Annotated in this window: 17 protein-coding genes and 1 tRNA gene; 14 read left to right on the top strand and 4 right to left on the bottom strand. The window is 45.4% G+C overall.

The annotated features are described in order from the left end of the window. Positions 1 to 54 precede the first annotated feature (54 nt). The gene (locus AC58VC_RS14450) at positions 55 to 204 is read left to right on the top strand and encodes a hypothetical protein (protein ID WP_157322777.1); all 150 of its coding nucleotides are present in this window, start codon (positions 55 to 57) and stop codon (positions 202 to 204) included. Here the strand turns inward: AC58VC_RS14450 and AC58VC_RS14445 are convergent. After that, positions 179 to 697: a VanZ family protein gene (locus AC58VC_RS14445; protein WP_497369444.1), complete on the bottom strand. Its 519-nt coding sequence runs from the start codon at positions 695 to 697 to the stop codon at positions 179 to 181. The genes AC58VC_RS14450 and AC58VC_RS14445 overlap by 26 nt on opposite strands. A gap of 16 nt (positions 698 to 713) precedes the next feature. Continuing rightward, positions 714 to 1,001 carry a hypothetical protein gene (locus tag AC58VC_RS14440; RefSeq protein WP_497369443.1) on the bottom strand — a complete coding sequence of 96 codons (288 nt, stop codon included), beginning with the start codon at positions 999 to 1,001 and terminating at the stop codon, positions 714 to 716. A 190-nt stretch (positions 1,002 to 1,191) separates the two neighbouring features. Between AC58VC_RS14440 and AC58VC_RS14435 the strand changes: the two genes are divergently transcribed. The 3 genes from AC58VC_RS14435 (at position 1,192) to AC58VC_RS14425 (ending at position 2,218) form a co-directional block, all read left to right on the top strand. After that, positions 1,192 to 1,264, top strand: a tRNA-Ala gene (locus AC58VC_RS14435). 376 nt (positions 1,265 to 1,640) lie between these two features. Continuing rightward, positions 1,641 to 1,904, top strand: coding sequence for a type II toxin-antitoxin system Phd/YefM family antitoxin (locus AC58VC_RS14430; protein ID WP_497369442.1), 264 nt, complete (start codon positions 1,641 to 1,643; stop codon positions 1,902 to 1,904). A 17-nt stretch (positions 1,905 to 1,921) separates the two neighbouring features. Beyond that, positions 1,922 to 2,218, top strand: a complete 297-nt coding sequence (locus tag AC58VC_RS14425; protein WP_497369441.1) for a type II toxin-antitoxin system RelE/ParE family toxin — start codon at positions 1,922 to 1,924, stop codon at positions 2,216 to 2,218. 396 nt (positions 2,219 to 2,614) lie between these two features. Here the strand turns inward: AC58VC_RS14425 and AC58VC_RS14420 are convergent, their stop codons facing one another. Continuing rightward, the gene (locus AC58VC_RS14420) at positions 2,615 to 3,475 is read right to left on the bottom strand and encodes a prohibitin family protein (protein WP_497369440.1); all 861 of its coding nucleotides are present in this window, start codon (positions 3,473 to 3,475) and stop codon (positions 2,615 to 2,617) included. Positions 3,476 to 3,867: 392 nt separating this feature from the next. Further along, the gene (locus AC58VC_RS14415) at positions 3,868 to 4,317 is read right to left on the bottom strand and encodes a Rossmann-fold NAD(P)-binding domain-containing protein (protein WP_497369439.1); all 450 of its coding nucleotides are present in this window, start codon (positions 4,315 to 4,317) and stop codon (positions 3,868 to 3,870) included. Positions 4,318 to 4,425: 108 nt separating this feature from the next. On the opposite strand from AC58VC_RS14415, the gene AC58VC_RS14410 reads away from it, so the two are divergent. The 10 genes from AC58VC_RS14410 (at position 4,426) to AC58VC_RS14365 (ending at position 17,485) form a co-directional block, all read left to right on the top strand. Continuing rightward, positions 4,426 to 4,947, top strand: a complete 522-nt coding sequence (locus AC58VC_RS14410) for a cupin domain-containing protein (RefSeq protein ID WP_497369438.1) — start codon at positions 4,426 to 4,428, stop codon at positions 4,945 to 4,947. Between the two features lie 116 nt (positions 4,948 to 5,063). Continuing rightward, entirely contained in the window at positions 5,064 to 6,899 is a 1,836-nt protein-coding gene (locus AC58VC_RS14405; protein ID WP_497369437.1) for a UbiD family decarboxylase, read from the top strand. A 90-nt stretch (positions 6,900 to 6,989) separates the two neighbouring features. Continuing rightward, a complete protein-coding gene (locus AC58VC_RS14400; protein WP_497369436.1) occupies positions 6,990 to 9,728 on the top strand; it encodes a winged helix-turn-helix domain-containing protein in 2,739 nt (912 codons plus the stop codon). A gap of 157 nt (positions 9,729 to 9,885) precedes the next feature. Continuing rightward, the gene (locus AC58VC_RS14395; RefSeq protein WP_497369435.1) at positions 9,886 to 10,848 is read left to right on the top strand and encodes an NAD(P)-dependent alcohol dehydrogenase; all 963 of its coding nucleotides are present in this window, start codon (positions 9,886 to 9,888) and stop codon (positions 10,846 to 10,848) included. A 96-nt stretch (positions 10,849 to 10,944) separates the two neighbouring features. Continuing rightward, positions 10,945 to 11,631: a winged helix DNA-binding protein gene (locus tag AC58VC_RS14390; RefSeq protein ID WP_497369434.1), complete on the top strand. Its 687-nt coding sequence runs from the start codon at positions 10,945 to 10,947 to the stop codon at positions 11,629 to 11,631. 128 nt (positions 11,632 to 11,759) lie between these two features. Next, on the top strand, positions 11,760 to 11,984 hold the full coding sequence (locus AC58VC_RS14385) for a hypothetical protein (RefSeq protein ID WP_497369433.1): 225 nt from the start codon (positions 11,760 to 11,762) through the stop codon (positions 11,982 to 11,984). Positions 11,985 to 12,028: 44 nt separating this feature from the next. After that, the gene (locus AC58VC_RS14380) at positions 12,029 to 12,442 is read left to right on the top strand and encodes a VOC family protein (protein ID WP_497369432.1); all 414 of its coding nucleotides are present in this window, start codon (positions 12,029 to 12,031) and stop codon (positions 12,440 to 12,442) included. 201 nt (positions 12,443 to 12,643) lie between these two features. Continuing rightward, the gene (locus AC58VC_RS14375; RefSeq protein ID WP_497369431.1) at positions 12,644 to 14,449 is read left to right on the top strand and encodes a cache domain-containing sensor histidine kinase; all 1,806 of its coding nucleotides are present in this window, start codon (positions 12,644 to 12,646) and stop codon (positions 14,447 to 14,449) included. Then, entirely contained in the window at positions 14,427 to 16,025 is a 1,599-nt protein-coding gene (locus AC58VC_RS14370) for a response regulator (protein WP_497369430.1), read from the top strand. Before AC58VC_RS14375 ends, AC58VC_RS14370 begins: the two co-directional genes overlap by 23 nt. 89 nt (positions 16,026 to 16,114) lie before the next feature. Beyond that, a complete protein-coding gene (locus AC58VC_RS14365; RefSeq protein WP_497369429.1) occupies positions 16,115 to 17,485 on the top strand; it encodes an ABC transporter substrate-binding protein in 1,371 nt (456 codons plus the stop codon). Positions 17,486 to 17,520 lie beyond the last annotated feature (35 nt).

Below are 17,520 nucleotides of genomic sequence, written 5' to 3'. Positions count from 1 at the left end.
TATTCTAGATGTAAACTGGATCTAACAGGAAAAGAAAGGAAGGTGAATCGAATCATGCAACCATCCAACTTATACGTATCTGAGAAATTAATGCAGTGGCAACAGCACGAATTAGAAGTCGAAGCTCGCGAGCTTTGGAAATTCAAATCCATCAAAAAAAGAAAAGTGTACATGATGATTACAAGTTTGTTCTTCTTCGTCTAATCGCAGCGCGGATCCCGAGAACCGCCAGTACCAAAAGAACAGCGAGTAGCGCTCCGAAAGCATCGACCACCACATCAATCGCATGACCCGTGCGGCCATCAACGAACGTTTGATGCCATTCATCCGTCACTGCATACAAAACCGAAATCATAAAGGAGGTGAGCAGTGCCATGATTATTTGTAACGGCTTCGAAAGCAAGGCCAAGATCCAGAGCAGGGTAAGTACAGCGAACTCGCTTACGTGCCCTGCTTTTCTTATGAAGAACTCGATAACGCCGATGGGATCCTGCCACGATAGTATCTGCCCATCATAGGTGAATGCCATATGCGGGATGCGATTCAAGGGATTTGATCCACTAAGCTTTGATTCTAAAAGCGGACGCAGCGTCTGCTGCTGATACGTCTCCCCTGACTTAAAAAAAATAAAGGCCATCCATAGGACGGCAGCAATAGTAAACACATAAAAGTAAACCTTGGAAGAAGATTGTGTCATGAAAGAAACCATCCTTCTACGAATTCATTTTCTTGCGAATGCTAAATAGCGCAAAAAATTCGATGACCATCAAATTTACGGCCGACACTCCATAGAACGCCATCCCAAACATCATGCGGAACGGATCCTCCGTCACTGATTTCCACCAGAATGCTGCAGCCAAGGTCAGTACAATATTTAAGGCTGTCGTTATCCAGAAAGAGAATCCCAGCCGATTCGTTTTCCGCATTAACCACACACCGATCACAAACGGCAACACAAAAGATATTCCCAAGTAAACCCAATATAAGACCCCGTTTGACACTCTTTCGTCACTCCTACACGATCAACTAGTTTCTATTACTAGGTTAGCATGAAAATGTGAATGAAAACAACGTTTGGCACCGTTTGCAACAGAAACTTCGCAGGCACAAAAGACAAAATGAATTATCTATGCAAAGGGCTTGCCTGCTTCATATATTTCATGTATAATACGAAAAGTCGACGTTAATTGAGGGGCCTTAGCTCAGCTGGGAGAGCGCATCGCTGGCAGCGATGAGGTCAGGGGTTCGATCCCCCTAGGCTCCATATAAGAAAAACCGCGGTCCTTCGGGATCGCGGTTTTTTGTATGGAGCCGTGGGGAGAGAACCCCTCTGGGTTCACCCGCGCGGACGGAACGGATGAGTTGACTTCGTAGCTTTGCTTCGAGTGTAGGAGCACGGCATCTGAATCTACCGCTATGCTTGTCTTCGTCGAATTTACTTCGTCAGCTATTTAAATCGGGATTCATACATCCCCCTAGGCTCCATATTAAGCCAAAAAGAACGTGCCTGTTTGCGACTTAATATCTTTCCATTAAAGAAGTTTTTCACAATTTAATTAACCAAGAAATCGGCTAAACATCCTTGTGTACATATCGTTATTTTGATAAAATAACGATATGTACAAGAGAGGGGAATTAACGTGCCCACTATTCGACCAAGTTCAGATCTAAGAAATCATTACAATGAGATCTCTGAGTTTTGCCATAAATTTGATGAACCTGTCTACATTACGAAGAATGGTCAAGGCGACCTGGCTGTGATGAGTATTGAAACCTATGAAAAAATAGTTGGTAAATTCGAACTATATAAACTGCTGGATGAAGGTCTGGATGAATCGAAAAAACAGAAAGTACGACCTTTTCATGAAGCACTTGCAGACATCGAGAAAGGTATTTCAGAGTGAGCTTAACATATCGTATAGTGATTACTGACCTAGCAGAAGTGGATTTGCGAAACATTGCCGACTATATCGCAAACGAATTACTGGATCCATCGACAGCTCGAAAAATGATAGCCAAAATCGCTGAAGCCGTTTTTCAATTGGAGCAAATGCCTTTTAGAAACGGATTAGTTCGTGATGAACGATTGGCAGCGAGTGGCATTCGACATATACTTGTGGACTCGTACATCGTGTTCTATGTCGTCTTGGAAAAAGAAGAAACCGTTACGATTATTCGGTTTCTTTATGGAAAGAGACAATGGAGCAGTTTACTTTAAACTTATCTATTCTTAAGCTAGGTTTAATCTTCCTTCGTTATTCTAAAGACCAACCCCACTGTTAAAACATAAAAGAGATTGGACTTACAGCCCTAGAAAGCTGTAGGTCTAATTTTCATTTTCATGATCAAAGAAAAAGAAGAAGCCGCTCATTTTAGCGACTTCTTGTTATCGAGGACAGTTATATTTTTGCTTCCACATTTGGGGCAATAGGATACTTCGCTTTGTTCAATATTCTCAATGTAACCTTCTACGTCACAATTGCGGCAAGATATTGATACCACTTTGTTTGAGTTTTCCATTAATCTCTTTATTCCTCCGTTCTTCTTAGATGCATTATCTCACTTCATATCCAAATTCGCCATCCTTGGACTCTCTCTACCCAGAACACCTTTCTCATTTTCCATCAGGTACTGGGGTTTTGCTCGGTAACATATTTATCAAAGATCCATTGCCCCAAGCATTAGGAACATCGCCTTTCCACGTTTCAAGGAATTTATAATCTACCAAGTCAACAGTAATTGACTTTGCAAGCTCTAGGTTACCCATCGCTTTTTGTTGAGCTACATATAGATCTGCATCCGCTTTAGCTTTCGCGGCTGTAGCATCTGCTTCTGCTTTTACTACGTTTTGTTGAGCATCGATCTTAGCTTTATCTAAATCGTTCTGAGCTTTCATTGCATTTTGAGCTGCAATTTGTTTCTGCTCAATAGATTGATTGAATGCATCCGAGAAGGTGAAATTAACAATTGAGATATCCCCTACCTGAATGTTATAAGCCTCCAGAGATTTCTTTAATAACTCGTTTGTTTCTAATGCTACACGCTCACGTTTTGAGATTAACTCTTCTGCACTGTACTTTGCAGTAACTTCTTTAAATATTTCCTGCACGTGAGGACTGATTACTTTAGAGTCAAAGTCTAAACCAACGTCATGAAGTAACTTGTACGCTAGTCCTTTTGGAATCGTATAGTTAACAGCTACATGACTATGTACAGGTTGTAAATCTTTGGATGACGCCGCTGCATCAGATTCTGATTTAGCCACTTGAGTATTGACCTCTACAATACTTGAAATGAACGGCCATTTCCAATGAGGCCCCGGCTCAAGCACGGTTGGACTAACACTACCTAATGTTTTTCTAAATCCAACATGGCCATTCTCTACTGTACTAAACGCAGATAATGTTATAAGAAGTATAGCTACTCCGCCGACTCCGTATTTGATTGCTTTTCTTACATTTTCACCTTTTTCCATTTAGGCGCTCTCCTTATTAGTAAATTAATAAAGCAATACCTGTCACATTAAAATTATGCGATTTTCAAAAATCTCATCACCAGATGCTATATAAGTCGTCTGATCCATTCATCCATAACGGACTCCACTGACGTTATTTTCAATTTATAACACTATTTCCATAAATAACGGACACCAGAGCCGCTAATAGATCAATAAACAACCTATCTACACACAGATAACGTAAATAGCTGCACCAGAGTCCGTTAGCATGTAAAAAGGCCTTATTTCCATCGAATAAAGCCTACCTCGTCCGTTAGCGAAGCCAACCGCTGCGCAATCTAAAAAGGGTGTCTCTCCGTCATTTCCATGACTTATGAAACACCCTTTTTCTATAGCTATACCCTACACCACTAAATCAACTGAAACTCCGCCAATTTATTGGCAGTATCTACAACGGTCTCTTCAACAGGCCGCGGACTCCACTTCAATTGGCTTCTCGCTTTCTGAGACGTATAGCGAAATTTCCGTCCCAACATCGGGACTAACGCTCGTAAGGACGGCGTCACTTTTGCGGCGCTTTTTAAAACAATATCCGGAATCGTTTTGACTGAAATAGGTTGACCTTTTTCCCCTAATTCACTTTTCAACAGCTTCGCAATATCATTCATCCACATATAACCGCTGCTTGCAATATACCTTTGACCAGCAGCCTCAGGATCCGTCATAGCACGAATATGAAGGTCGACTAGGTCGCGCACATCCACAATTTCAAAACCAATTTTGGGATTTCCCTGATTTTTCCCCAGAGCCAATCTTTGAATCACCTCGATAGAACTCGGCACGTTAGATGATTCTATCATAGAAAACCGCGACTCCTTTTGGATCGCGGTTTTTATGATTGATCTCACCAACATGCTAGATTATAATACAAGCTTGGAATGTTACATTAAACAAAAGGAATTGATGACATGCTTACAAATAGCCCCGAATATTGGATTTCCAAACTAGAACTCGAAGCTCACCCCGAGGGCGGTTACTATAAACGAACTTTTCAAGCCGAAGAAAAGATTACGGATCAAGAATTGTCCGTCCAATTCAATGGTTCACGTTTGCTTTATACTAGTATCTACTTTCTCCTGCAATCTCATGATGTCTCGCATTTCCATCGGTTGAAGTCGGACGAGTTATGGTATTTTCATGCCGGAAGCCCGCTCACGATTCATGTCATTCACGAGGATGGCACCTATGAGGAAGTCAAACTAGGCATTCATTTGGAAAATGGAGAAATCCCACAATATTTAGTGCCAAAAAACTGTATTTTCGGATCCTCTGTCATGGAAAAAAATACATTTTCGCTTGTCGGATGCATGGTAGCTCCTGGATTCGATTTTCAGGATTTCGAACTATTTTCACAGGAAGAGTTACTTAAGCAATACCCGCAGCACAAAGAGGTCATCAAAAAATTAGCCTATGAACTGCTTCCTGTCTAAGGGAAAGCGAAGAAAACACGTCGATGTGACGTGTTTTTTATTTTTGGCGATATTTGTTGTAGAATGACAGTATCAAATAAGACCTTTGGGGAATAGCTATCCGATTGGAGATAATCATGATCTATCATAATTTAGAAGAATGCCTCATTGATTTAGAGAATAACGGACATTTGGTTCGCATTCATGAAGAAGTTGATCCAGAGCTAGAGATGGCAGCCATTCATATGAAAGTTTATGCAGCTGGCGGCCCGGCCTTATTATTCGAGAATGTAAAGGGTTCAAAATTCCGCGCGGTATCTAACCTTTTTGGCACGGTTGAGCGCAGCAAATTTATTTTTCGGGATACGTGGGAAGGCGTCCAAAAGGTAATCTCTTTGCGAAGCGATCCCATGAAGGCAATGAAAAGTCCCCTGAAACATTTCGGAACGGGGCTCGCTGCGTGGAAAGCACTCCCGCTCCAAGTAAACGGGGGATTGCCTACTTCAATGGAAGAAGTCAGCATAGCTGATCTCCCTCTTATTAAACACTGGCCAGAGGATGGTGGTGCCTTCGTCACGTTACCTCAGGTCTATTCGGAAGATCCTGAGAAGCCAGGAATAATGAATTCCAATCTGGGGATGTATCGGATTCAGCTGAGCGGAAACGAGTATGAGCTGAATAAGGAAATCGGCTTGCATTACCAAATTCATCGCGGCATCGGCGTGCACCAAGACAAAGCAACCAAACAGGGACTTCCTCTGAAAGTAAGTATCTTTATTGGCGGACCACCTGCACATACGCTGTCAGCGGTGATGCCTTTGCCGGAAGGCATGAGTGAGATCACTTTTGCTGGCTTGCTTTCAGGGCGCCGTTTCCGTTATAGCTATACCGATGGATACTGCATTAGCCATGATGCTGATTTCGTTATTACCGGGGAAATATACCCTGGTGAAACCAAGCCGGAAGGCCCTTTCGGTGATCATTTGGGCTATTACAGCCTGACGCATCCTTTTCCTCTTATGAGAGTTCATAAGGTATACGCTAAGAAAAATGCTGTCTTTCCATTTACTGTCGTAGGCAGACCGCCTCAAGAGGATACGGCATTCGGTGCCTTAATTCATGAACTAACCGGGGATGCGATCAAGCAAGAAATCCCTGGTGTCAAAGAAGTTCATGCCGTCGATGCTGCCGGGGTGCATCCGTTACTCTTTGCGATCGGCAGTGAACGATACACACCATATCAGCAAGTAAAACAACCAGCAGAGCTGCTCACCATAGCTAATCGAATTTTAGGCACGGGACAGGTGAGTCTAGCCAAGTATTTATTTATTACGGCAGAAGAGAGTCAGCCTCTGGATTCTCATGATGTTGAGCATTTTCTAACTTACATTTTAGCTAGAATGGATCTTCATCGCGACCTTCATTTCCAGACAAATACGACCATTGACACGCTCGATTACTCAGGTACTGGGTTAAATAGCGGAAGTAAAGTCGTTTTTGCAGCAGTTGGTGATATAAAAAGAGATTTATGCCAAGAGGTTCCTGACGTATTGAATGACATAACGGGAATTGAGCATGCGCATTTGGTCATGCCGGGAATCGTTGCGATTCAGGTTTCTAAGTTTAAAAGTTATAGCGATACGCAAGGGGAAATGAGAGATTTATGCGAGGCCATCGGGACAAAAGGCCCGCTCCCGACTTGTCCGCTGATTATCGTCTGCGATGACAGCCAATTTATAAGTGAGTCCATTGACAATTTCGTCTGGGGCACATTTACACGCAGCAACCCCTCCCATGATATTTATGGCGTTAATAGTTATTATGAGAATAAGCATTGGGCTTGCGATAATATCGTGATTGATGCCCGAATCAAGCCGCACCAAGCACCTCCATTAATTCCGGACCCAGTGGTTGAGAAAAACATCATGCGATTCTTTACCGATGGTGCTAGTTTAGGCAGCGTTCAAAAATAGGATTGTACAACTGTCGCAGCAAAAAACAGCATCACGACCGATAAGGTTGTGGTGCTGTTTTCATTTGGAGCTCCGCGGCAAAGGAAAAGCATGACAACCGTCGAACATACTAACAAAGCCTATCAAAGCGCTGCAATGACGGCGCAGAACGGTGGTTACAGATCCATGTCTACGACACTTTTATCCACTAAACTGCATATCCCCCTTCCGCGGCCTAAAATGGTTATTCGCACCCACCTGACTGAAAGGCTGAGTGCAGGTCTGCATCGCAAACTGACCCTTCTCTCAGCCTCATCTGGGTTCGGTAAAACCCTGCTCGTCAGCGAATGGCTTGCAAGTTGCAAACGACCTGCCGCCTGGGTATCGATCGATGAGAGCGATAACGATCCCGCACGTTTTCTGGTTTACCTCTCGGCAGCACTTCGAGGCGTTGGAGTGAACATTGGGGAAGGCTTCTTTAGTGCCCTTGAAGCCCCTTATCCACCGCCTGTAGAATCGATTCTAACATCGCTGCTCAATGAAATTAGCAGCATTCCGCACCCATTTATCCTTGTGCTGGACGACTACCATTTAATTGATGCTGAGCCGGTACACCAGGCGCTCACCTTTCTGCTTGAGCACCTGCCTCCACAGATGCATCTGGTTATCACCACACGTGAAGATCCGCCTCTACCGCTAGCTCGGATGAGAGTGCGCGGACAATTGACTGAGCTGCGTGCTGCCGACTTGCGTTTCACTCTTTCGGAAGCTGCTGATTTCCTCAACCAAACGATGGGGTTGAACCTCTCCCCTGACAATGTTGCGCAGTTGGAATCACGCACAGAAGGCTGGGTTGCCGGCCTGCAATTGGCCGCGATTTCTATGGAGGGGCTTCCTGATGCCACTGGCTTTATCAAGTCTTTTACCGGCAGCCACCGCTTCGTTCTCGACTATTTGGTTGAAGAGGTGCTGCACACACAATCCGCAAGCGTTCAGACTTTCTTACTGCACACGTCGATTCTGGACCGCTTTTGCGCTCCACTTTGTGATGCCGTTATGCGCGGCACTTCCTCATCCTCCAGTCATGAAATCTTGAAAAAGCTTGAGCAAGCCAACCTTTTCATCATTCCGCTGGACAACGAGCGTCGTTGGTTCCGTTATCACCATCTCTTTGCTGATTTGCTGCGGAAGCAGCTGCACCAAAGCACCGCATTCGCCGCCTCACCTGGAGAAGATGCCGTAGAGGAACTGCACCTTCGTGCCAGCGGGTGGTATGAGGAAAATGGGCTGGAGCTTGAGGCTTTTCATCATGCTGCTGCAGCGAAGCATGTAGATCGTGCTGCTCGTTTACTGCAAGGTAACGGGATTCCTCTGCATTTTCGCGGGATGATGGCTCCTGTATTAAAATGGTTAGCCTCATTGCCAGTGAATGTGCTGGAGGCTAGACCTACTTTGATGGTGATGTATGCCTCGGCTCTAGTATTGACGGGCCAAAACAGCAACGTGGAACAAAAATTGCTAACAGCTGAAAAAGCACTAAAAAAAGCCGAGGCAGCTGACAATGCGCAAGATCTTGCAGGACAAATCGCTTTCATAAGGGCAATGTTGGCTATTCCCCAATATCAGAGTGACATCATCCTCACCCAGTCACTCCGAGCATTAGAGTTCCTGCACCCTGACAACTTGTCAGCCCGTTCTGCGGCTACCTGGACGCTTGGATTTGCTTACCAGCTTCAAGGCGACCATCCCTCAGCAAGCCGGTCGTATAGAGAGGTTATCTCTTTCGGCCAATCCACTCCATCGATCATGATTACGATCGCGGCTACAACAGGACTCGGCAGCATACAAGAAGCAGACGGCCAGCTTGTTCTGGCAGCCGAGTCTTACGAGCGAGTGATCCAGTTAGCAGGCGAGCCTCCTCTCCCCGCGGCCTGCGAAGCACATCTAGGTCTAGCTCGTATTTACTACGAGTGGAACGAGCTCAATGCCGCTGAACTGCACGGCCAACAAAGCATGCAATTAGCGAGGCAGGTAGCAAGCGTTGACACCTATGCTCTCTGTGAATTGTTTTTCACCCGCCTCAAGCTTGCCCTAGGGGATGTGGCTGGTGCTGCGGCTCATTTAGCTAAAGCAGATCAGTTTATCCGAAAGCATAACTTCGTATCTCGAATGCCTGATATTGTTGCTGCACAAGTGCTTATGCTGCTTCATCAGGGCAATCTAGTCGCAGCTGCCGAGCTGGCACATTCACAGGAGCTCGCGATCAGCCAGGCACGCGTACATCTAGTCCAAGGCGATGCACCAACCGCACTAGCCGTGCTCAAGCAGTTGCGCCAGCGCACCGAAAAGATCAGCTCGCCAGATGAACGGCTCAAGATAATGGCCCTGCAAGTGGCCTCTCAATATGCGAATGGAGACAAGCCAGAGGCAGCGGGACTGCTTGTTCAAGCGCTGAAGCTAGCAGAGCTAGGCGGCTATATTCGGCTTTTTATTGACGAAGGCATTCCTATCGCTGAGCTGGTATCCGAAGTACAGTTGCATGAAATCATGCCAGACTATCTGAGCAAACTGCTAGCTTCCTCCGAAGCTGTGGAACAATTTGACGCTGACAGTTCTTACTTGCTACCATCTCCTGCTCCAATTGCACAGAATCTTATAGAGCCCTTAAGTGTACGCGAGTTAAAAGTGCTCGAACTCATCGCATTGGGGCTCTCCAACCGTGAGATTAGCGAGCGGCTTTTCGTCGCTTTGAGTACGGTTAAAGGGCACAATCAGCGCATCTTTGACAAACTCCAAGTCAAAAGGCGCACCGAAGCTGTTGCAAGAGCCCGCGAGTTAGGCCTGATGTAGCCCAAAGTTCCTTTAGCGAACAACAATACCTCAAAACAATACTTTAGTATCTACACAGTGATACCTGCTTGTAGCTATTATTGGTTGTAGATTAAGCAAGCGGCATCTCTGGTTTATTAGGCGGTGGCCGAATCTGCTTGATTTTGGAGGAGATCTTATGAAAGCAATCATAACTACAAAATACGGATCACCCGATGTGCTTCAGCTTAGAGAGGTTGAAAAACCTATACCGAAGAATCACGAAATTTTGATCAAAATAAATGCGACGGTCGTCACGCCAGCAGACTGCGCTTTTCGGAAAGCCGACCCTTTTCTGACAAGATTGTTCAGCGGTCTGACCAAACCTAACTGTATACCAGGATTTGAGCTAGCCGGGGAAATTGAGGCAGTAGGCAGCGGGGTAACTCTTTTTAAAAAAGGTGATCAGGTATTTGGAACTTCTGGCACTGGTTTCGGTGCTCATGCTGAATACAAATGCTTGCCGGAAACCGGCGTTGTCATCACTAAACCAGCTAATATGACCTATGCAGATGCCGTCGCTATCTGTGATGGAGGCTTAACGGCGTTGTCTTTCCTAAGAGATATTGGCAAAATTCAGCGTGGACAACAAGTCCTTATCAATGGCGCTTCTGGAGCGGTTGGTTCCTACGGGGTGCAGCTTGCCAAGTACTATGGAGCAGAAGTTACCGGGGTATGCAGCGCGACTAATGTGAATGTAGTCAAAACGTTAGGTGCCGACCGTGTCATAGATTATACAAAAACAGACTTTACTAAAAATGGCGATACCTACGATATTATTTTTGACGCTGTGGGTAAAAGTTCTTTCGCACGCTGCAAAAACTCGCTTAAACGAAATGGCATCTATCTTACGTCGGTCCCTTCGCTCGGTATCATGCTTCAGATGTTGTGGACATCACGGATCGGCAGCAAAAGAGCCTGCTTCGCAGCCACTGGGCTCAAGCAAAAGAAAGAAAACCTCGCCTTTCTCAAAGAACTTGCTGAAGCAGGTAAAATCATATCTGTCATAGACAGGCGCTATGCCTTGGAGCAAATCGCCGAGGCCCACCGATATGTGGATAGCGGGCATAAAAAAGGCAATGTCGTCATCACAGTGGGATAAAGCGAAGACCGAATGTAACCCGCGATTCCTTCGTGGGTTTTTTGGATAAGCGTTTGTTGGTATAATGATGCCAGAACGCTTAAGGGGGAAATGTACGTGACCCAATTCTCAGAAACACAGATTAACATGACGGAAAGCATCGAAAGAGAGATCTTGATGCAAGAGATGATGCAGCAAGTCGCAAATATGCAAAAACAATTTCTAGCCGAAGGTGAAGATGAGGAAAGGCGTTGGATGATTGAGCGGACTAGCGACCCGAATCTTATCGCATTCCTTAAAGATTCGACCGTCATCATGCTTCATGTTATCGATGCTATTGGAGAATTAGAGCCCGTGAACGGGATTACAATTTCTAAGCAATTCGGCATTCCAAGAGGCAGCGTATCCAAAATAACACGAAAACTTGTGGAACAGGGCATGCTGAACTCCGAGTTGCTTCCCGATAACAAAAAAGAAGTCTTGTTTCACCTCACTCCACTGGGCCATCACATGTATATCCTGCATAAACAGTTGCATCTTCATATCGAACGAAATGTGCAGAAGTTCCTCCTCAGGTATACGGTCGAGCAAATGCGTTTTCTTGTCCAGTGCATGAAAGATACTTCAGAAACCTCCTGGGTACAACCTGAATCCGTACAGGTCGAACCAAAGGCTACGTCGCCAGCTCAAACACTCGAAAAGGCAACTGATATAAGCGAAATAGTTACCTTATTGCATCAATTGGATGACCGAAATCTTAAAAAAGCGAAAGATATTATTCAAATTGCTTTTTTTGATAAATAGCCGTTTCGGCCCCCCTAAATCCAGCAAAATTTAACATAAAATAAATTCTATGAAACGTAAATTTATGCCTGTTCTCCCTTCAATAAATATGGTAGATTGATTGTATCATCCATTGGAGGTAAATCAACTTGAAAGCAGTCACCGAGAAGCTCATAAAGCAACATCAACACTATTTGTCTGTTAACTCCAATGAACTTAAAAACTATGATTCAATCTATGATCATATGCTTTATTACTTCACAAGCGTGCTAGGAATTGATGAGCAGCAGGCTTTGCATACTATACAAGATTTTAAAACTGATCTTTCCTGTGATGTACTTAAGAATATCGTGCAATCCAAGGTGAATTTGTAGACCTTAATCCCAAGGAACTTCGCTAGTGCAAAGGAGACATGTTAATGACGAAAGAATTTTGGCTCAACTTGCCGGTCAAGGACCTGCAGAAATCAAAAGAATTTTTCGCCCAACTTGGGTTCACTTTTCACCCGCGGCACGAGCATAGCGAAGAACTGGCTGGTATGTTTGTCGGACATAGCCCGGTGATTATTATGTTGTTCCCAGAGTCGGCTTTCCAAGGCTTTACGAATAATGAGATCGCTGACACGACAAAAGGCACGGAGATGCTGATCTCTTTTGATGCCGAAAGTAGAGAAGAAGTGGACGAAGTGCTTGCGAAAGCAGTCAAAGCAGGTGGAACCATTTATGGTAAGCCTACGGACCAAGGCTGGATGTACGGCGGCGGGTTCATTGATTTGGACGGCCATCGTTGGAATGTACTGTACATGGATCAAAGCCGAATGCCACAGGCGTAAGCCGCCTTGTACCACGGAATCCCTTGAGGTTATACCTCGAGGGATTTTTTTGAACCCGTTTACGCACTACAAACTAGCATGATTCTTTTTAATTTACAGCATATTCTTTGATCTTTTTAGGGCGGTTTTCAAGTCCTATGGCAACCTTGGAATCATCCGTTGTATGATAGAGATAGTTCTTCCTATTAGGAAAATACAGGAATGGTGACCGCCATGAATCTTCTGCGAAGTCCCTTCAAGACATTACGTGGCAAAATTCTTATTTCACTGTTTGTTCTCATCATTTTACCCGTCATCGTCATCCTTTACCGCTTCTATAATTCTTCTGAACTTATTGTCCAAATGCAGCTCAATCAATCCAACCAAGCCGCTGTAGCTCAAAAAGCAGACATGATGAACGATCTAGCCGTTCGTATTATTAAAGCTTCCAGCCTCATTATCAACGATCCGGAAACGGAGAAATTCCTAAGAGAACCTGCTGATTGGTCCGATAGCTACAGCTCTTTCATTAAACTTACTAGCTTGCAAAAGAAACTGTCTAACGTGAAAGACCTGCTGCTCGACAGCGATGCTTACTTAGGCCTCTATGACAACCGTGGGTATACGCACACCACCTGGTCCGCAGTCACCAAGACAGATATTGCATCCTATCGGAAGGAAAGCTGGTATCAACCCACCTTGCAACTGGGCGGCTCTCCCTACTGGTCTGTACCCTACACGCTGCGCACTGCTGCCAGTAGTCAAGACCTTGTTGTCATGACTAGACAAGTCAACGGGGAATATACGAGCAATTATGGCTTTTTCATGATTGGGGTTCCGACTTCGATATTTTTCTATAACGCGCAGGAGCTGCACCAGCAACAAGAAACCGGTGTCATCTCTTTTCTGTTAGATCAGGACCAGAAATTTCTACTTGGTGACAGCACGTCAAGCCATTTTAAAGCCTCAGATTCCCTTCAAGCCATGCACAAAGACGCCAGCGGCATTCAGAAAATAACCTTGAACAACCAGAACTACCTCGTAAATGATGCCTATGTCCCTCAGCTTGGCTGGAGGCTGGTACAGCTGATGAATCAGAAAGATTTTGCTACACAGTTAAGCCGTGAAAAAGATAAGTCCATAGGTTGGGTCGTCGCATGGTTTTTCCTATTTGCAATCGCTTTCATCATGCTGATGCTCCGTGTTACAAGTCCTTTCAAGCAGCTCGCCAAATCGATGAACAGGGTCGGAAAAGGCGAGTTTAATACGATGGTCACGATTAAAGGCGAGGACGAAATTGCCGTTCTGGGGAGTAACTTCAACAAAATGGTCAGCCATCTGCAGCATTTGATTGCGAATTTATATGATGAGCAGCAGCGTAAGCAGAAGGCGCAATTCCAGGCGCTTCAGGCGCAAATTAACCCCCATTTCCTGCTGAATACGCTCAATTCCATTAAATGGATGGCGATTCTATCGGGCGCAGAGCACGTCAGTGAAATGATTACGAAGCTTGGCAAACTACTCAATTTCACTATGCGTAATGAACAAGAGTTCGTGACGCTCCGGGAAGAACTTGATTATATTCAGGTCTACCTCTCCCTGCAGGAAATCCGCTATCATGATCAAATCAAATTCTCTTTCGATATTCCTGAGTCGCTGCTGGATTGTGAAATGTTAAAATTCACTCTGCAACCTGCTGTCGAAAATAGCATCATACACGGAGACCGCTTCCCCTTAATGATTGAGCTGCAAGCCAAGGAAGTTGCTGGCAAGCTGCACATCCTTCTGCAGGATAACGGAGTTGGCATGAGCTTGGAGAAAATCCAACAAGTAGAAACGGAACTTAACCAACCCCACGTCAAGTTCAGCGGAATCGGCATTCGGAATGTGAATGAACGAATTAAGCTGCATTTCGGCGCACAATACGGCATACATATCACCAGCTCTCCGAACGAAGGTGTTCGATTGACACTAATTCTGCCACTTAACAGGAGGGACCCGCATCATGCGCATTCTGATCGTAGATGATGAGATACTGGTACGTATTGGGTTAAAAACGATTATTCCTATGGACAGCGATGAATTCCAAGTTATCGGCGAAGCAGCCAGTGGCCTCGAAGCTCTCTCGATTCTGGAAAACCAACCTTGTGAAATCGTGCTGACAGATATCCGCATGCCAGAAATGGATGGACTGGCGCTGCTCAAAATCATTAGGGAACGTTGGCCGGCCATGAAATGCCTCATTTTATCGAATCACAGTGATTTCGCCTATGTGCAAACGGCCCTGCGGCTTGGGGCTATTGAATACATTACGAAACTCGAAATTAATCCTTCCGAGCTTATGCAGAAGCTTCGAGCTATAAAGGAACAGCTTCACATCGAGAAGCAAGGGCAAACTGCGTACACAAGGCTGGAGCAAAAAGTGAACCAATACAGCAGCGAGGTGAAGGAAAAGCGGCTTCGCGAGCTCGTGCTGGGTCATTCCTCCCGCAGAGAAATCGAGCAGGAATTCATTGAATTCCAACTTGAGCCTTTCCCTGCCCCACTTTCCGCCATTGCCATTCAGATTGAATCTTATGATGAGCTGACGCAGAACAACCGATTTCAAAGCGATCGGCTTCTGACTTACACGGTTAAGAATGTGCTTAGCGAGATTTTAAAAAAATATGGAAATGGCGAATTGCTTGAGATTGGTGGCGGCAAATTTTGCGTGCTCATGGGTCAGTTGAACCCGGGTGTCCTGCAAGAAATGCAAAATGCCGTACACACTTTCCTGAAAATTGCCATCTCTTGCGGTGTCTCGCCCCCAATAGAGGATCCTTATCAGCTTCAACAAGCTTATGAGAAAGCTGATTATTCGCTGAGCTATCGGTTTTATTTCGGACGATCCTGCATCGTTCCCTGTCACCAGATCCCCCCTGCTGCTCACCGACTATCGGAACCTTGGGACGAGGAGGATTTACGTAAACGGATTGACGAACAAGATGAGTCCGGACTTCAGCAGCGGTTGAAGGATTGGACACAGGAGCTGCTGAGCAAGAAAGACGTGCCCCCACTCATGCTTCGCGAGACGTGGCTTAGTCTGCTGCATATCTTTTCTCGCAGTCTCAAAGCGGAAGGCAACGATATATATTCCGTTACACTTCACGAGAATCAATACCCGTATCATGTGATCCGGAACGCGGAAACGCTGCAGGACTTGGTGGATTGGTTTGTCGGGTGGATTCCGGTTTTCATGGCCTACAAACGACAGCATGGCAAAGAAAAGCTGCGACCTGAGATTCAAACCGTTATTCGGATGATTACGGAGCGATACAATTTGCCCATGAAAGTGGCGGATTTGGCATGCAAAGTCGGTTACACCGAAAATTATTTAAGTATTTTATTTAAAAAAGAAACTGGCAAGACAATCACGGACTATATGACCAACGTTCGGATGAAAACGGCTAGAGAGCTGCTCAAAAATCCCGATTACAAAATATTCGAAATCTCTGAGAAAATCGGCTACGCCGACCCGAATCATTTCAGCCGCAGCTTTAAGCAACTTGAGGGCATGTATCCCACCGAATTTCGCAAATTGTATTTTGGCGGGCGAACATCATAGAATAATGCTTAACTTTGAAAGAATCGTGCGTGTCTTTTTCTGGCGGATTCCATTACGATTTAATTACCAAAAGAAAAGGGGATGACTACATGAAGAAATTCTTTGGAGTAAGCGCATCGCTTGCACTGGCTGTAAGCGTTTTCGTGGCTGGTTGCGCAAAAACCGACGTTGCACCCACAGCTTCCACCTCTGCAGCGCCTGCAGCAACAATGGCTGCCGCAACTCCTACGCCTGAAGCCCAAAAGCCGGTTTCACTGAAGTTTTGGGGAGGCGTACCACCGGAAAGCGGTCCGCAAGAAGCCGTCGACAACTGGAACAAAGCAAATCCGAACATTAAAGTTGAATATATCCGTTATGTGAATGACGATCCCGGTAACTTGAAGCTGGAAACCGCTTTGCTCTCCAATACAGACGCACCGGACATTTACATGAACTACGGTGATGATAAAATGACGAAGCGCCAAGCCGCCGGCATGGCAGAGCCTCTCGATGATCTAATCGCCAAGGCGGGCTTTGACGTGGAAGGCATTATCGGCAGCGCTAATATCAAGAAATTTGCAGATGGCAAATACTATTATCTGCCTGCCAACAAGAACGTCGGTGCCGTACTTTTTAATAAAAAAGCATTAGACGAAGTTGGCGAGAAGCTGCCAACCTCCTGGACGTGGGATGACTTCAGCGCTCTTGCAGCGAAGCTCAATAAAGGCGAGCGCAAAGGCACAATGCTTGATCCAGCCTTGGCCACCTTCGGGGAGTTTGTGTTGCAAACCGGCAAAGCCAAAGATTCATTTATTGCTGACGATGGCACATCGAACTTCAACAGTCCGGCTCTGAAGAAAGGTCTGGAGCTTCAACAAAGCTTAGAGAGCAAAGGCATCATGATGAAATATTCCGAAGCCGTTGCCGGTAAAATTACGGTGCAAAACGAGCTTCTGACAGGTAAAGTAGCTATGACGCCTTCCCAAATCTATATCATCCGTTACATCAAAGATACGAAGAGCTTCCCGCACGACTTTAAAGTAGCTTTCGCTCCGTATCCGCAATTCACACCTGGCGGTAACGTGAACCCCGGCGGTGGCATGGGCGACTATATGTCCATTAATAAAAACAGTAAAAACAAAGAAGCTGCCATGAAGTTCATTTCCTGGTATCTGCAAGAAGGCAACATGTCCATGGTGCCTGGTGGTCGGATCCCGACTAGTAAAAAAGCCGATGCAGGCAAAATTGCTTCTATCCTTATCGGCGATGCCAAAGATTTGATCGATGAAGAATCCTTGAAAGCACTGCTTGCTGGCAGTTACACATTCCCGACTGCTTACAATGTACCTGTCCCTACTGAACTGAAAGCCATCTATAAAGACGAGATGGAGAAATATTTACTCGGCGTCCAACCCATTGATAAAACACTGGAAACAATGAAAACCCGCTCCGATACAACGATCAAAGGCGCCAAAAAATAAGCTGGTGTAGCCAAGGAAGCTGTCCCCGAAGTCGC

Source organism: Paenibacillus sp. J22R67, assembly GCF_059692175.1.
The sequence above is the reverse complement of the archived record's forward strand: the minus strand, read 5'-3'. Positions and strand labels throughout refer to the sequence as shown.

Bases quoted from the DNA above. Each gene is read 5' to 3' on its own strand.
- AC58VC_RS14450 (WP_157322777.1), top strand. From the start codon at position 55: ATGCAACCATCCAACTTATACGTATCTGAGAAATTAATGCAGTGGCAA.
- AC58VC_RS14445 (WP_497369444.1), bottom strand. From the start codon at position 697: ATGACACAATCTTCTTCCAAGGTTTACTTTTATGTGTTTACTATTGCT.
- AC58VC_RS14420 (WP_497369440.1), bottom strand. From the start codon at position 3,475: ATGGAAAAAGGTGAAAATGTAAGAAAAGCAATCAAATACGGAGTCGGC.
- AC58VC_RS14415 (WP_497369439.1), bottom strand. From the start codon at position 4,317: ATGATAGAATCATCTAACGTGCCGAGTTCTATCGAGGTGATTCAAAGA.
- AC58VC_RS14410 (WP_497369438.1), top strand. From the start codon at position 4,426: ATGCTTACAAATAGCCCCGAATATTGGATTTCCAAACTAGAACTCGAA.
- AC58VC_RS14405 (WP_497369437.1), top strand. From the start codon at position 5,064: ATGATCTATCATAATTTAGAAGAATGCCTCATTGATTTAGAGAATAAC.
- AC58VC_RS14400 (WP_497369436.1), top strand. From the start codon at position 6,990: ATGACAACCGTCGAACATACTAACAAAGCCTATCAAAGCGCTGCAATG.
- AC58VC_RS14395 (WP_497369435.1), top strand. From the start codon at position 9,886: ATGAAAGCAATCATAACTACAAAATACGGATCACCCGATGTGCTTCAG.
- AC58VC_RS14380 (WP_497369432.1), top strand. From the start codon at position 12,029: ATGACGAAAGAATTTTGGCTCAACTTGCCGGTCAAGGACCTGCAGAAA.
- AC58VC_RS14375 (WP_497369431.1), top strand. From the start codon at position 12,644: ATGGTGACCGCCATGAATCTTCTGCGAAGTCCCTTCAAGACATTACGT.
- AC58VC_RS14370 (WP_497369430.1), top strand. From the start codon at position 14,427: ATGCGCATTCTGATCGTAGATGATGAGATACTGGTACGTATTGGGTTA.
- AC58VC_RS14365 (WP_497369429.1), top strand. From the start codon at position 16,115: ATGAAGAAATTCTTTGGAGTAAGCGCATCGCTTGCACTGGCTGTAAGC.